This is a genomic window from Micromonospora sp. WMMD998, from assembly GCF_029581235.1.
Taxonomy (GTDB): Bacteria; Actinomycetota; Actinomycetes; order Mycobacteriales; family Micromonosporaceae; genus Micromonospora.
In genome coordinates this window covers 4362681-4377526 of record NZ_CP120740.1, presented here as the reverse complement: position 1 = coordinate 4377526, position 14846 = coordinate 4362681, and the positions used below count along the sequence as shown (strand labels likewise).

Below are 14846 nucleotides of genomic sequence, written 5' to 3'. Positions count from 1 at the left end.
CAACAGTCGATGACGCCGTTGGTCTTCCGTAGCGGATTCGTAAGTCGCCCGTGATCTGCGAATAAGTGTCGTCAATGGGCAGACGTAGGTGGATCTTCACATAGCTCACGCACAGTTTGCGTCAACGCAGCGTCACCATTTTCGCGGCCCCATCCTGCCCGGTTGACGCCCGGGTGACGCCCCGGCCGGCACCGTGACGTGATTCGCGCGGCGTGACCGGTCCACCGCGCACCGGGACATACCAGGGGAGGCCGCGGATGGACCGCTCGCTCATCGTCGCCAAGGTGGTGCCCACCGCCGAGGACCGGGTCGCCGAGATCTTCGCCGAGTCCGACGCGACCGAGCTGCCCGGCCTGGTCGGCGTGCGGCACCGGTCCCTCTACCGGCTGCACGACCTCTACGTGCACCTGCTGGAGACGGAGACGCCGGCCGAAGGCGCGGTGGAGGAGGCCCGGGGGCATCCCGAGTTCGTCCGGGTCAGCGAGCGGCTGCGCCCGTACATCTCGCCGTACCTGCCGACCTGGCGTTCGCCCCGCGACGCCATGGCCCGGTGCTTCTACCGGTACGACGCCGGGCGGCGGCCGTGACCACCACCGCGCCCCGCGACGAGCAGCTCTGGTCGCGGTGCGACGGCTGCGCCTCGCTGCTCTACCGCAAGCGGCTGCGCCGCAACCTGGACGTCTGCCCGGAGTGCGGGGCGCACGCCCGGCTGGACGCGCCGGACCGGGTGGCCCACCTGGTCGACCCGGACTCGTTCACCGCGCTGCCGGACCGGGCGGTCCGGGTCGACCCGATCGACTTCGTCGACGCACTGCCGTACCCGCACCGGCTCGGCGCGGCCCGCGCGAGCACGGGCCTGGACGAGGCGGTGGTCTGCGGCACCGCCCGGCTGGGCGGGCACCCGGTCGCGCTGGCGGTGATGGACTTCCGCTTCCTCGGCGGCAGCCTGGGCTGTGCGGTCGGTGAGCTGATCACCCGGGCGGCCGAGCGGGCGCTCGCCGACGGCACCCCGCTGGTGCTCGTCACCGCCTCCGGCGGGGCACGGATGCAGGAGGGCGCGCTGTCGCTGATGCAGATGGCCACCGTCAGCCAGGCCCTGGCCGGGCTGCGCGAGGCGGGCCTGCTCACGGTCAGCGTGGTCACCGACCCCACGTACGGCGGGGTGGCCGCGTCGTTCGCCACCAACACCGACGTGGTGCTCGCCGAGAGCGGCGCCCGGCTGGGCTTCGCCGGCCCCCGGGTGATCCGCCAGGTCACCGGCGCGGCGCTGCCGGAGGGCTTCCAGACCGCGGAGTACCTGCTGCGGCACGGGCAGGTCGACATGGTGGTGCCCCGGCACGCGCTGCGGGGGCGGCTGACCGCGCTGCTCGCCGCCGCCGAGGCCGGCCGGACCCGGCCCCCCGCCCGGCCGGCGCCGCGCCCGGCCGCCGCGCCGCCGGCCGCCCGGCCGACCGGAGACCCCTGGGAGACGGTACGCACGGCCCGGCACCCCGGCCGACCGACCACGCTCGACTACCTGGAGACCGCCTTCGACGGCTTCGTCGAGCTGCACGGCGACCGGCTCGGCGCGGACTGTCCCGCGGTCGTCGGCGGCGTCGCCCGGCTCGACGGCCGCCCGGTGATGGTGATCGGCCACCAGAAGGGCCACACCACCGCCGAGCTGGTGGCCCGCAACTTCGGCATGGCCAGCCCGGCCGGGCACCGCAAGGCGTTGCGGCTGATGCGGCTCGCGGCCCGGCTCCGGCTGCCGGTGGTGACGCTCGTGGACACACCAGGAGCGGACCCGGGGGTGACCGCCGAGCAGCAGGGCCAGGCCGCGGCGATCGCGGAGAACATCCTCGCGCTGAGCGTGCTGCCCACCCCGGTGGTCGCCGTGGTGACCGGCGAGGGCGGCAGCGGCGGCGCGCTCGCGCTGGCGGTCGCCGACCGGGTGCTCATGCTGGAGCACGCCGTCTACTCGGTGATCAGCCCGGAGGGCTGCGCCGCGATCCTCTGGCCGGACAGCTCCGCCGCCCCGCAGGCGGCCCGGGCGTTGCGGCTCACCGGCGCCGACCTGTGCCGGCTGGGCGTGGTCGACGAGCTGGTGCCGGAGCCGTACCCGGCCGCGCACGGCGACCCGGCGGTCGCGGCCGAGCTGCTCGGCCGGGCGGTCGCGGCGAACCTCGCCCCGCTGCTCACGGTGCCGCCGGCCACGCTGGTGCGCCGCCGGCGGCAGCGTTTCCGCCGCTTCGGCGCGGCCCGTGCCGCCGGTCCGCCGGGCGGGACCGTTCAGGCCCGTGCCGCCGGCCCGTCGGACGGGACCGGGCCGGCCGGTGCCGCCGGCGTTCCGGCCGATGGCCGCCCGGAGGTGGCGTGATGGCGGACGACGGGGCCGAACAGGTACTGGACGGGCTGCGCCGGCAGGCCCGCCAACTGGTCGCCGACCTGGCCGGGCCGGTACGCCGGGTGCGGCTGCGCAGCGGCGACGCGGCCCTGGAGGTGGAGTGGCACGAGCCGGTGCCGCCGCCGCGTACCGGGTCGGACCCGGCCGGCGAGCCGGCCCCGCCCGGCGGCGCGCAGGCGACGTCCACGGCGGAGCGGCCGACCGTCCGGGCGCCCGTGGTGGGCACGTTCTACCGGGCCGCCGAGCCCGGCGCCGAGCCGTACGTGACCGTCGGTGACCTGGTCCGGCCGGGCCAGGTGATCGGCATCGTCGAGGCGATGAAGCTGATGAACGAGGTGACCGCCGGCCAGGCCGGTCGGGTGGTCGAGGTGCTGGTCCCCGACGGCAAGCCGGTCGAGTACGACCAGCCGCTGATCGCCCTGGACCCGGTCACCGGACAGGACGGCTGATGTTCGACAAGGTGCTGATCGCCAACCGGGGCGAGATCGCGCTGCGGGTGCTGCGGGCGTGCCGGGAGCTGGGCGTACGGACGGTGGTGGTGCACTCCAGCGCCGACGCCGACTCGCTGCCGGTGCGGCTGGCCGACGAGGCGGTGCGGATCGGCCCGGCGGCCAGCCGGCGCAGCTATCTGAACGCCGCGGCCATCGTCGAGGCGGCCCGGCAGACCGGCGCCCAGGCCGTGCACCCCGGTTACGGCTTTCTCTCCGAGGACGCCGACTTCGCCGAGATCTGCGCCGAGAACGGGCTGGTCTTCGTCGGCCCGCCGCCGCAGGTGATGGCCGCGCTCGCGGACAAGTCCACCGCCCGGGCGCTGATGAGCCGCGCCGGCCTGCCGCTGCCGCCGGGGAGCGTGCGGACGCTGCCGACCGTCGCCGAGGCCCAGGAGGTGGCCGCGGAGGTCGGCTACCCGGTGATCGTCAAGGCCGCGGCCGGTGGGGGCGGGCGCGGGATGACCGTGGTGCGTTCCGCCGCCGAGCTGCCCCGCGCGTACGCCCGGACCCGCGCCGCCGCGCAGGTCGCCTTCGGCGACGACCGGGTGTACGTGGAGCGCTACCTCGCCGACGCCCGCCACGTGGAGGTGCAGGTGCTCTGCGACGGCGCGGGCAACGGCGTGCACCTGGGCACCCGGGACTGCTCGGTGCAGCGCCGGCACCAGAAGCTGATCGAGGAGGCGCCGGCGCCGGCGCTGCGACCGGCCACCCTGGACACGCTCGCCGAGGTCGCCCTGCGCGGCGCGCTGTCGGTCGGCTTCACCGGCGCCGGCACCGTCGAGTTCCTGGTCGACGACGCGGAACGCGCCCACTTCCTGGAGATCAACTGCCGGATCCAGGTGGAGCACCCGGTCACCGAGATGGTCACCGGCGTCGACCTGGTGCGCGAGCAGCTCTACGTGGCCGCCGGCGTCCCGCTGCGCCTGCGGCAGTCCGACGTGCGACTGCACGGGGTGGCGATCGAGTGCCGGGTCAACGTGGAGGACCCGGACCGTGACTTCGCGCCCGCGCCCGGCCGGCTGGACCGGTTCCGGCCGCCCGGCGGTCCGTTCACCCGGGTCGACACGCACGGCCACGTCGGCTACCTGGTCAGCCCGCACTACGACTCCCTGCTCGCCAAGGTGGTGGCCTGGGCGCCGGACCGCGACGCCGCGCTGGACCGGCTGGACCGGGCGCTCGCCGAGTTCGACGTGGCCGGACCGGGGGTGCGCACCACCATCCCGTTCGCCCGGCGGGTGCTGCGTGACCCGGCGTTCCGGGCCGCCCGCCACACCACCGCGCTGGTCGAGCGCCTGCTCACCCCACCCGCCGACGCCACCCCACCCGCCGACGACGTCCGGCCCGACGACGCCACCCCACCCGCCGTGGCGGTCCCGCCCGTGGTGCCCGATCCGCGCGCCGCGACCGACCCGACCGGCCGTACCCCCGTTCCCGCCGCGCCCACCGCCGGCCCGACCACCTGGAGGAACCGATGACCCTCGCCCCCGACCGACCGCTGACCAGCGAGATCACCGAGATCCTGGTGACGCGCTGCGGCCTGGACCCGGACGCCGCCGCCACCGCGCCGGCGGCCAGCCTGGAGGAACTGGGCATGGACTCGCTGGCGCTGCTGGAACTCGCCGCGGTGGTCGCCGACCGGTGGCGGGTGACGATCCCCGAGCAGGCCGGCGGCCTCAGCATCGCCGGTGTCGCCGACCTGGTCGCCCGCCGCGCCGACCCGCCCGGGCACACCGAGAACGCGGTGGACATCGCCGCGCCGCTGCCGCTCGTCTGGGAGATCACCAACGACGTGGCCGGGTGGACCGAGCTGTTCACCGAGTACGCGGTGGCCGAGATCCTGCACCGCGACGGCGACACGGTCCGCTTCCGGCTGACCATGCACCCGGACGAGAACGGCGTGGCGTGGAGCTGGGTCAGCGAACGCACCGCCGACCCGGTCACCCGCGAGGTGCACGCCCGGCGGGTGGAGACCGGGCCGTTCGAGTACATGCGCATCCACTGGCGCTACGAGGAGATCCCCGGCGGCACCCGGATGACCTGGACCCAGGACTTCGCCATGAAGCCCACCGCGCCGGTCGACAACGCCGGCATGACCGCGCGGATCAACACCAACAGCGCGATCCAGCTCGCCGTGATCAAGGAGAAGATCGAGCGGGCGTACGCGGGAGGCGCGCGATGACCGACACCACCACGGCCCGGGTCTCCGTCCACGACGTCCCCGCCGACCGGCGGCGCGGCGGCGAACTGCGGGTGCTGCTCGGCCCGAAGACCGTCGGCAGCACCTCCGGTTTCATGGGGGTGGCCACCCTCGCGCCGGGGGAGCGGATCGCCGAGCACTACCACCCCTACAGCGAGGAGTTCCTCTACGTCGCCCGCGGCGCGATCACCGTGGACCTGGACGACCAGCCGGTGCCGGTAGCCGCCGGGGAGGCGCTCTACGTGCCGAAGGACGCGCGGCACCGGCTGCGCAACACCGGCGACGAGCCGGCCGAGGTGGTCTTCCACCTCGGGCCGCTGGCGCCGCGCCCGGAACTCGGCCACGTCGACACCGAGAGCGCCGCCCCACCGCCACGGGAGCCGTCGTGACCGGCCGGCGCACGGTGGTCACCGGCGTCGGCGTGGTCGCGCCCGGCGGCGCCACCCGCGACCGGTTCTGGAAGACCATCACCGAGGGGCGCACGGCCACCCGGCGGATCAGCTTCTTCGACCCGTCGCCGTTCCGCTCGCAGATCGCCGCCGAGTGCGACTTCGACCCCGACGCCGCCGGGATCACGCTCGCCGAGCGGCAGCGCGCCGACAGGTACGTGCAGTTCGCGCTCGCCTGCTCCGCCGAGGCGCTCGCCGACAGCGGGCTGACCCTCGGCGACGCCGAGCGGGAGCGGGCCGGCGTGGTGCTCGGCACCGCCGTCGGCGGCACCATGGCGCTGGAGCAGGAGTACGTGCGGGTCAGCGACTCCGGCCGGCACTGGCTCGTCGACCACACCCTCGGTGGGCCGTACCTCTACCAGGCGCTGGTGCCGAGCAGCCTGGCCGCGGACGTGGCCTGCCGGCACGGCCTGCACGGCCCGGCCCAGGTCGTCTCCACCGGCTGCACCTCCGGCATCGACGCGATCGGGTACGCCCACCAGCTCGTCGCCGACGGCGAGGCCGACATCGTGCTGGCCGGGGCCGCGGACTCGCCGATCTCTCCGGTCACCGTGGCCTCGTTCGACGCCATCGGCGCGACCAGCCCGGACAACGACGACCCGGCGCACGCCTCCCGCCCGTTCGACGCCGACCGGCACGGGTTCGTGCTCGCCGAGGGCGCCGCCGTGCTGGTGCTGGAGGAGGCCGGACACGCCCGCCGCCGGGGCGCGCACGTCTACTGCGAGGTCGCCGGCTACGCCGGCCGCAGCAACGGCTTCCACATGACCGGGCTGCGCCCGGACGGCGCGGAGATGGCGGTGGCGATCACCGACGCGCTGCGCCAGGCCCGGCTCGCCCCGTCGGCCGTGTCGTACGTCAGCGCGCACGGCTCCGGCACCCGGCAGAACGACAGGCACGAGACCGCGGCGTTCAAGCGGGCGCTCGGCCCGGCCGCGTACCGGGTGCCGATCAGCTCGATCAAGTCGATGGTCGGGCACTCACTCGGCGCCATCGGCTCGATCGAGATGGCCGCCTGCGCCATGGCCATCGAGTACGGTGTCGTCCCGCCGACGGCCAACTGGGCCACCCGGGACCCGGAGTGCGACCTGGACTACGTGCCGAACGAGGCGCGGGAGGTGCCGGTGGACGTGGCGCTCTCGGTGGGCAGCGGGTTCGGCGGTTTCCAGTCCGCGATGGTGTTCCGCCGGATGGCGGTGAGAGAACCGTGACGGCGCGGGCGGTGGTGACCGGCATCGGCGTGGTCGCGCCCAGCGGCGTCGGCGCGGACGCCCACTGGGCCACCGTGGCGGCCGGCACCCGGCGCACCGGCCCGGTCACCCTGTTCGACCCGGCGTCCTACCCGACCCGGGTGGCCGGCGAGGTGGCCGACTTCGACCCGGCCGGCTTCGTCGGCGCCCGGCAGCGGGTGCAGACCGACAGGTGGACCCATCTCGGCTTCGCCGCCACCCGGCTGGCGCTCGCCGACGCCGGACTGCCGGAGGAGTCGCCCGACCCGTACCGCTGGGCGGTGACGCTCGCCAGTTCCTCCGGCGGCAACCTGTTCGGGCAGCGGGAGCTGCAACGGCTGTGGGGCGGGCCGACCCGCACCGTCGGGGCGTACCAGTCGATCGCCTGGTTCTACGCCGCGAGCGTCGGGCAGTTGTCGATCCGGCACCAGTTCAAGGGCCCGTCCGGGGTCACCGTGTCCGAGTCGGCCGGCGGCCTGGACAGCCTGGCGCACGCGGTGCGTACCGTCCGGCGGGGCACCCCGGTGGTGATCGCCGGGGCCACCGAGTGCCCGCTGAGCCCGTACGCGCTCGCCTGCCAGCTCCGCTCCGGGCTGCTCAGCGACGTCGCCGACCCGACCCGCGCGTACCTGCCGTTCGACGCCGCGGCAAGCGGTTACGTGCCGGCCGAGGGCGGCGCGGTGTTCGTGGTGGAGGAGTTGGGGCACGCGCTGGGCCGGGGCGCCCGGATCTACGGCGAGATCACCGGCTGGGCGGCCACCCACGACGCCGCCCCCACCGACGCCGGGGCCGGGCCGGACCCGACCCACTACGCCCGCGCGCTGCGGCTGGCCCTGGACCGGGCCGCGGTCCGCCCGCACGACGTGGACGTGATCTGGCCGGACGCGCTGGGGGTGCCGGCGTACGACCGGGCCGAGGCGACCGCGTTGCGGGAGGTGTTCGGCGACCGGACCCCGCCGGTGACCACGCAGAAGCCGCTCACCGGCCGGGCCCACCAGGGCTCCTCGGCGTTGGACGCGGCCACCGCGCTGCTCGCGTTCCGGCGGGACGTGCTGCCGGTGTCCGCCGGCCCGGACGCCCCGGCGCCCGGGTGCGAGCTGACGTTCCTGCGCGAGCCCCGCCGCCCGCGCAGCCGGATCGCGCTGGTCGGGGCGCGTGGCTTCGACGGGTTCAACAGCGCGCTGGTGCTGCGCGGCGCCGCGCCCCCGCCGGCCACGGCACGCTGAGCCCGGCGTCCGCGCACGGCGGCGCGGCCGGCGGGCCACCAAGCCGGCGTGCGCCCGATCCTTCCTGTCCGATCGATCCTGGGCAATCCACCCAGCCGCTGTTTTGGATCTACCCATTCGCATCTGGCGATGCTCGTGGGCCCGTCGTAGGGTTCCCCCAGCACAGAGAAGGGCGGATCTCGCCCCACTTCTAGGCTGGGCGGTGGCGGGTCGTGGTGGCACATCCCGTGGCGCGGAATGCTGCGTCGACGACGGTGGACTGGGTGGACGACATCCTGTTGGCCGGGCGGGACACGGACGTCTGCCTGCGCCTGCCCGAACCGGTCGACCGGGGCACACTGCGCCGGCTGGTCGGCGAGGCGCAGGACCGGTTGGTCGGGGCCGGGCTGCGCCCCGGCGGGGCGGCGGCGCTGCGCCTGCCGCCGTCGCTCGCCTACGTGGCGCACCTGCTGGCCACCTGGCGCGCCGGCGCGCAGGCGGTGCTGCTCGACCACCGGCTCACCGACCACGAGGTCGACCGGGCGCTGCACCGGCTCACCCCGCAGGTGGTGGTCGCGCCGGTGCGCACCGGCGGCGGCGCGCTGCGCGTCTTCGTCGACGTCACCGCCGGGGTCAGCGCCTGGTCCGACCGGCCGGCCGGCAGCCCGCACGCGGTGATCCAGCTCAGCTCCGGCTCCACCGGACCGTCCAAGGTGATCGGTCGCACCGCCGAGGACCTGGTCGCCGAGGTGCGCCGCTACACCGAGATCGACGGGGTGGCCCGGCCCGGCGAACGGATCATCCTGCTGCCCAGCATGGTGCACGTCCTCGGCCTGGTCGGCGGCCTGCTCTACGGGCTGCACGCCGGGGTCGAGCTGTGCCCGCCGGAACGGCTGAGCGGCGACGCCGTGCTCGCCGCCGTGGCCGCGCAGGACACCCCGGCCACCGTGCTCGGCGTGCCGTTCCACATCGGACTGCTCGCCTCCACCGCGCCCACCGGGCCGCTGCCGCAGCTCCAGCGCATGACCACCGGCGGTGAGCTGGTGCCCGCCGCGGTCGCCCAGGCGTTCACCGACCGCTACGGCGTCCCGCTCGGCAACATGTACGGGATGACCGAGGTCGGCGTCATCGGCACCGACCTGCACGGCCGGCACCGGCCCGCCATCGCCCCCGCCCCCGGCATCCGGGTCCGCGCGCAGGACGGCGAGCTGTGGGTGAGCTGCCCGGCCAACCCGTACGTCGGGCTCGCCGACCCGACCCGCTGGGCCGACGGCTGGCTGCACACCCGCGACGCCGGCCGGGTCGACCCGGACACCGGGCTGGTGACCATCGCCGGCCGGCTCGACTCGCAGGTGTCGGTGGGCGGCCTGAAGGTCGACCTGACCGAGGTGGAGGCCACCGTCGCCGGGCTGCCCGGCGTCACCGCCGCGGTGGTGGTCTGGGACGACGGGATCAGCGCCTACGTGCAGACCGACGGCACGCTCACCGAGGACACGCTCGACCGCCTGCTCGCCGAGCGGCTGGCCGGCTTCAAACGGCCCCGCACGCTGCGCCTGCTCGACGGGTTGCCGCGCACCACCACCGGCAAGCTGGTCCGCTCCGCCGCGGCGCTGCGGGACGCGGCGTCGTGACCGGACCGCCGCGCGGCCACGACCGCCACCGGACGCCCGCCGGGCGTCCGGCCCACCCCGCCCCCCACCCCGGGTCGGCCGGACGGCGCGCCACCCGCGCGCCGGACCCGCCGCCGCGTCGGCTCCCGCTGGACGCCGCGGCCACGGCCGGTCCGGACGGACACGGTGTCCCGACCGGGCACCGGTAACTGGTACCGAAATGAGGTCACACCCATGCGCGACGAGGTCCGCACCTTCGTCATCGAGCAGCTCACCGACATGAACTACGACGTCGAGGGGATCGACGACGGCACCACCCTCGGTCCCTCCGGCGTCGACCTGGAATCGCTGGCCCTGGCCGACCTCGCCGTCCGGGTCGAGGACCGCTACGGGCTGAAGTTCGCCGACGACGAGTCGGAGAAGCTGGCGTTGATGACGGTCGGCGAGTTCACCACGATGGTGGCCGACCGGGCGGCCACGAACAGCGACCCCTCCTGATGTCCGGTCAGCCCGACCTGGGGCGAGCTGACCTGGTGACCATGCTCGCCGAACTGACCGCGAAGCCCGTCGACGCGGTGCCGGACCGGCTCGGCTCGATGGAGCTGGCCTGGCTGGTGCACCTCGTCGAGCAACGCTACGACCGCCGGCTGGACCTGACCGACGACCAGCTCGCCGGGATCCGCACGGTCGACGACGCGCTGACGGTGTTCCAGACCTCGCTCACCGCTCCCGCAGATGGCTGAGCGGGAGACCGTACGGATCACCGGCATGCACGCGGTAAGCGCCCTGGGCAGGGGCGCCGACGCGCTGCTGTCCGGGGTGCTGACCGGCGCCCCGGCGTTCACCCCGGTGCGCCGCTTCGACACCACCGGCCGCCGGGTCACCCTGGCCGCCACCCTGCCGCAGACCGACACGCTCGCCGGGGAACTGGCCGACGCCGTCGACCACGCCGGCCGGGACGCCGGGCTGGAGCGGGCCGACCGGGCGGGCACGGCGCTGTTCCTGGCCACCCACGGCGGGCCGCGTTCGCTGCCCGTACCGTCGGGGGTGGACGAGCCGACGGTGCCGGCGCTCGCCGGTCACCTGGCCGCGCGGTGCGGTCTCGGCGGGCCCACCCGGGTCTACACCACCGCCTGCGTCTCGGCGAGCACCGCCGTCGCCGACGCCGCCGCCCTGATCCGCCGCGGCGACGCCGACCGGGTCGTGGTCGCGGCCGGCTACCTGGTCGAACCCGACCAGTACGCGCTCTTCGACGCCGGCCGGGCGCTCGCCGCCGACGGGGCGGTACGCCCGTTCAGCGCCGGCCGCAAGGGCCTGTTGCTCGGTGACGGGGTGGCCGCGGTGGTGCTGGAGTCGGCCGCCGTCGCCGCCCGCCGGGGCGCCGAGCCGGTGGCCACGGTCGCCGGCTGGGGCCGGGCCGGGGACGCCTACCACGCGTGCCAGCCGCATCCGGGCGGGGACGGGCTGGCCCGGGCGGTCGAGGCGGCGCTGCGTCGCGCCGGGCTGCCCCCGGCCGCGGTCGGGTACGTCAACGCCAACGCCACCGGCACCCCGTTCAGCGACGCCGCCGAGGCGAAGGCGTTGGGCCGGGTCTTCGGCGACCTCGCCGGGCGGCTGCCGGTCAGCTCCACCAAGTCGGTGCACGGGCACACGCTGGAGGCGTCCGGGCTGCTCGAACTGGTGGTCACCGTGCTGGCGCTGCGGCACGGCAAGCTGCCGCCGACCGCCGGCTGGCTGGCCGCGGACCCGGACTGCCCGGTGGACGTCATCCGCGACGCCCCCCGCCCGGTGGCCACCGGCCACGCGCTGACCCTGAACTCCGCCTTCGGCGGCGCGAACACCGCCCTCCTGGTCGGTGCGGCGTGACCCCGTCGGCCCGACCCGCGGTGCTGGCCGAGGCGCGGTGGCCCGAGGACGGGGACGCGGCGGCGCCGGCCCTGCCGGGGTTCGTGCACTCGGCGTTCGCGCCGCTGGTGGCGGCCGTCGCCGAGCGGTGCCTCACCCGGCGGTACGGGGGCGGGCCGCTGCCGGCTGGCAACCGGACGGCGGTGGTGCTGGTCAGCGCGGGCGGGGACACGGCCGGCGCGGCGCACGTGCGGGCGACCGTGGCCGCCGGTGGGCGGGTCGGCCCGCTGTTCTTCTTCCAGTCGGTGCCGAACAGCGTGGCCGGGCACGTCGCGGCGCGTTGGGGGCTGGACGGGCCGGTGGTGTGCCTGAGCCCGACCGGCGACCCGCGGGCGCAGGGGGAGGCCGAGGCGGACCTGCTGTACCACGACGGCGACGCCGCGCAGGCGTTGCTGATCCTGATCGAACTGGCACCGGACGGCACGTCGGGCGAGGCGCGCGCGGTGCTGCTGGGGGAGGAGACACGTCAATGAGGACGAGGGGACTGCGCGGCGCGCTCGCCGCCGACACCGAACTGGGCGCGGGCAACGTGCTCGCCCGGGTGCTGGCCCACGGCGCCGACCCGGACGGGCCGGGGCTCACCTTCGACACCGCGGTCGACGGCCACCCGGCCGAGACGCCGCTGACCCTGGGCACGCTCGACCGGATGGTCGCCGCCCGGGCGGCCTGGCTGCACGAACGGGGGGTGAAGCCGCGCGACCCGGTGGCGGTGTGGGCCGGCACGGCCGCCGACATGGTGCTGTCGTTCCTGGCGCTGACCCGCCTGGGCGCGATCCCGGCGCTGATGAACGGCAGGCTGCGCCCGGAGATCGCCGCCGAGTACATCCGCCGGCTGCGCGCCGTCGGGGTGCTCGCCGACGCGGCGCACGCGGACGCGCTGGCTGGGCACGACCTGGGCGCCCCGCTGCTCGGCGAGCCGGCGGCGGCCGGCGGCGGGGACCCGGCCGCCGCGCCCGCGCTCTACCGGCACCACCCGGACGACCCGATCGTGATCACCCACACCTCCGGCACCACCGGCGTGCCGAAGGCGGTGCTGCACTCGCACGCCAGTCTCTTCGCCGCCACCCGGCACCTGCTGTCCATGCCGCAGGCGCAGGGCACCAGCCGGATCCTCAACGCGCTGCCCGCCCCGCACACCGCCACCGTGCTGATGGTCAACCAGGCGCTCGGCAACCGGGCCGAGATGTTCCTCCTCTCCGAGCAGGGCGGCGAACGGGTCCTCGACGCGATCCAGCGGTGGCGTCCGGACGGCGTGTTCGGCTTCTCGGTGACCTGGGCCGAGCTGGCCCGCTTCGACCTGTCCGGCTACGACCTGGACTCGGTGCGGCTGTGGTTCAACACCGGCGACTGCTCGCACGAGCCGCACGTGCGCAAGCTGGTCGCGGTCGGCTCGCGGGACGTGGTGACCCGCGAGGGGGTGACCCGGGTGCCCGGCTCGGTCTTCATCGACGGGCTCGGCTCCAGCGAGATGGGGCACTCGATGTTCCACGTCACGCACACCGTCGACACCGACCACTACGGCCGCTGCGTCGGCCGCCCCTACCGGTTCGCCACCGTCGCCGTGCTCGACGCCGACGGCAACGAGCTGCCCGCCGGCCAGGTCGGCTGGCTGGGCATCGACTCGCCGTCGCTGTTCCGCGGCTACTGGAACGACTCGGTCACCACCTACCGCTACCGGCTGCGCGGCTGGTACCTCACCGGTGACCTGGTGTACGCCGACGACGCCGGCCGCTACTACCACCTGGACCGGGCGGTCGACTCGGTCGAGGTCGACGGCGGGAAGCGTTTCTTCACCGCGCTGTCCGAGGAACGGATCCTCGCCGCCTGCCCCGACGTGACCGACTGCACCGTGGTCATCGTCAAGGGGCCCGACGACACGGTGACCACCGACGTGCTGCTGGAACTGGCCGCCGGGGCCGACCCTGCGCAGGACCGCACCGACCGCATCCGCGCCGCGCTCGGCCCGGACGTGGCCGCCACGCTGCGCCGGGTGGTGCCGGTACGCGCCGACGACATCCCGGTCACCGTGACCGGCAAGGTCCGCAAGGTGGCGCTGCGCGAGCGCTACCTGACCGAGTCGCCGTCATGACCGCCCTGATCACCGGCATGGGTCTGTTCACGCCGGCCGGCCGGGGCGTGGCGGAGACGTTCGACGCGCTGCTCACCGGCCGCTCCGGGCTGTCCCGTCCCCCGGAGGGGCACCCGGCGCGGGACAGCCTGGAGGTGGCCGGGGTGCTGCCGGAGATCGACCCGCGCAGCGTCGCCTCCGGACCGGAGACCAAGGTGCTCGACCGGGTCGTGCTGCTCGCCCTGCTCACCGCCGCCGAGGCGCTCGCCGACGCCGGCCTCGAGGTGGGGCGCGACGTCGACCCGGAGCGGACCGCGGTGATCGTCGGCGGCGTCGGCGGGATGTCCACGCTGGAACGGCAGATCGTGGCCCGCGCCGAGCGGGGCCGGGCGGCGGTCAGCCCGTACCTGCTCACCGGGATCCTGCCGAACATGCCCTCGGCGCGCATCGCCATCGCGCACGGCATCCGCGGCTACAGCTCGTCGGTCGGCACGGCCTGCGCCTCCGGCGCCCAGGCGGTCGCCGACGGGGTACGCCTCATCCGCGCCGGCGAGGCCGACGTGGTGGTCTGCGGGGCCAGCGAGGCGCCGCTGTTCGGCACGTTCGCCGACACCTTCAGCAACGCCCGGGCGCTGGCCCGGGGCTGGGACGAGCCCACCGAGGCGAGCCGCCCGTTCGACAAGCGGCGCAACGGGTTCGTGCTCTCCGAGGGCGCGGCGCTGCTGGTGCTGGAACGAGCCGGGCACGCCGCCGCCCGGGGCGTGACCGGCTACGCCACGGTCGCCGGCTACGGGACGAACACCGACGCCTACCACCCGACCGCGCCCCGGCCGGACGGCGCCGGCGCCGCCGCGTGCATGCGCCGGGCCCTCGCGTCCGGCGGGATCGAACCGGCCGACGTCGGCTACGTCAACGCGCACGGCACCGGCACCAGGCTCGGCGACGTCGCGGAGACCACCGCGCTGGCCGAGGTGTTCGGCGTCGGCGGGGTGCCGGTCAGTTCCACCAAGGCGCTCACCGGGCACCTGCTCGGCGCGTCCGGGGTGCTGGAGGCCGCGGCCACCGCGCTGGCGCTGCGCCGCGGTCTGCTCCCACCCACATATCACCTGGACGACCCGGACCCGGAGTGCGAGGCGGACCACGTCCGTGCCGTGCCCCGGTCCAGCCGGGCCGAGCACGCGCTGACGAACTCGTTCGGGTTCGGCGGCCAGAACGTCAGCCTGCTGCTGCGCCGGGTCGTCACCTGAGGCGACAGGCTGACCGGACTCCATCCCGGGCGAGGCGCCCGGGTCGCGATCACGGGGGGAAGAGG

The 14846-nt window shown here is 75.8% G+C and carries 15 protein-coding genes; all 15 read left to right on the top strand.

Going from position 1 to position 14846, the window contains the following annotated elements; all coding sequences use genetic code 11:
- Window positions 1-257: 257 nt before the first annotated feature.
- The 15 genes from O7619_RS20040 (at window position 258) to O7619_RS19970 (ending at window position 14781) form a co-directional block, all read left to right on the top strand.
- Window positions 258-587: a TcmI family type II polyketide cyclase gene (locus O7619_RS20040; RefSeq protein WP_282282668.1), complete on the top strand. Its 330-nt coding sequence runs from the start codon at window positions 258-260 to the stop codon at window positions 585-587.
- On the top strand, window positions 584-2356 hold the full coding sequence (locus tag O7619_RS20035) for an acetyl-CoA carboxylase carboxyltransferase subunit alpha (RefSeq protein WP_282282667.1): 1773 nt from the start codon (window positions 584-586) through the stop codon (window positions 2354-2356). The genes O7619_RS20040 and O7619_RS20035 overlap by 4 nt, the downstream gene beginning before the upstream one ends.
- Window positions 2356-2832, top strand: coding sequence for a biotin/lipoyl-containing protein (locus tag O7619_RS20030; RefSeq protein ID WP_282282666.1), 477 nt, complete (start codon window positions 2356-2358; stop codon window positions 2830-2832). Before O7619_RS20035 ends, O7619_RS20030 begins: the two co-directional genes overlap by 1 nt.
- Entirely contained in the window at window positions 2832-4349 is a 1518-nt protein-coding gene (locus O7619_RS20025; protein ID WP_282282665.1) for an acetyl-CoA carboxylase biotin carboxylase subunit, read from the top strand. The genes O7619_RS20030 and O7619_RS20025 overlap by 1 nt, the downstream gene beginning before the upstream one ends.
- A complete protein-coding gene (locus tag O7619_RS20020) occupies window positions 4346-5053 on the top strand; it encodes an SRPBCC family protein (RefSeq protein WP_282282664.1) in 708 nt (235 codons plus the stop codon). The genes O7619_RS20025 and O7619_RS20020 overlap by 4 nt, the downstream gene beginning before the upstream one ends.
- Window positions 5050-5460 (top strand): cupin domain-containing protein, encoded by a 411-nt coding sequence (locus O7619_RS20015; RefSeq protein WP_282282663.1) that lies wholly within the window; start codon window positions 5050-5052, stop codon window positions 5458-5460. The genes O7619_RS20020 and O7619_RS20015 overlap by 4 nt, the downstream gene beginning before the upstream one ends.
- Entirely contained in the window at window positions 5457-6728 is a 1272-nt protein-coding gene (locus tag O7619_RS20010) for a beta-ketoacyl-[acyl-carrier-protein] synthase family protein (protein WP_282282662.1), read from the top strand. The genes O7619_RS20015 and O7619_RS20010 overlap by 4 nt, the downstream gene beginning before the upstream one ends.
- Window positions 6725-7972, top strand: a complete 1248-nt coding sequence (locus tag O7619_RS20005; protein ID WP_282282661.1) for a beta-ketoacyl synthase N-terminal-like domain-containing protein — start codon at window positions 6725-6727, stop codon at window positions 7970-7972. Before O7619_RS20010 ends, O7619_RS20005 begins: the two co-directional genes overlap by 4 nt.
- A gap of 212 nt (window positions 7973-8184) precedes the next feature.
- Window positions 8185-9582 carry a class I adenylate-forming enzyme family protein gene (locus tag O7619_RS20000; protein ID WP_282282660.1) on the top strand — a complete coding sequence of 466 codons (1398 nt, stop codon included), beginning with the start codon at window positions 8185-8187 and terminating at the stop codon, window positions 9580-9582.
- A gap of 213 nt (window positions 9583-9795) precedes the next feature.
- Window positions 9796-10059: an acyl carrier protein gene (locus O7619_RS19995; protein ID WP_282282659.1), complete on the top strand. Its 264-nt coding sequence runs from the start codon at window positions 9796-9798 to the stop codon at window positions 10057-10059.
- Window positions 10059-10304, top strand: coding sequence for an acyl carrier protein (locus O7619_RS19990; protein WP_282282657.1), 246 nt, complete (start codon window positions 10059-10061; stop codon window positions 10302-10304). The genes O7619_RS19995 and O7619_RS19990 overlap by 1 nt, the downstream gene beginning before the upstream one ends.
- A complete protein-coding gene (locus O7619_RS19985; RefSeq protein ID WP_282282655.1) occupies window positions 10297-11427 on the top strand; it encodes a beta-ketoacyl synthase N-terminal-like domain-containing protein in 1131 nt (376 codons plus the stop codon). Before O7619_RS19990 ends, O7619_RS19985 begins: the two co-directional genes overlap by 8 nt.
- Complete coding sequence (locus tag O7619_RS19980; RefSeq protein ID WP_282282653.1) at window positions 11424-11939, top strand: beta-ketoacyl synthase chain length factor; 516 nt, start codon at window positions 11424-11426, stop codon at window positions 11937-11939. Before O7619_RS19985 ends, O7619_RS19980 begins: the two co-directional genes overlap by 4 nt.
- A complete protein-coding gene (locus O7619_RS19975; protein ID WP_282282651.1) occupies window positions 11936-13555 on the top strand; it encodes a class I adenylate-forming enzyme family protein in 1620 nt (539 codons plus the stop codon). The genes O7619_RS19980 and O7619_RS19975 overlap by 4 nt, the downstream gene beginning before the upstream one ends.
- A complete protein-coding gene (locus O7619_RS19970; RefSeq protein WP_282282649.1) occupies window positions 13552-14781 on the top strand; it encodes a beta-ketoacyl-[acyl-carrier-protein] synthase family protein in 1230 nt (409 codons plus the stop codon). The genes O7619_RS19975 and O7619_RS19970 overlap by 4 nt, the downstream gene beginning before the upstream one ends.
- Window positions 14782-14846 lie beyond the last annotated feature (65 nt).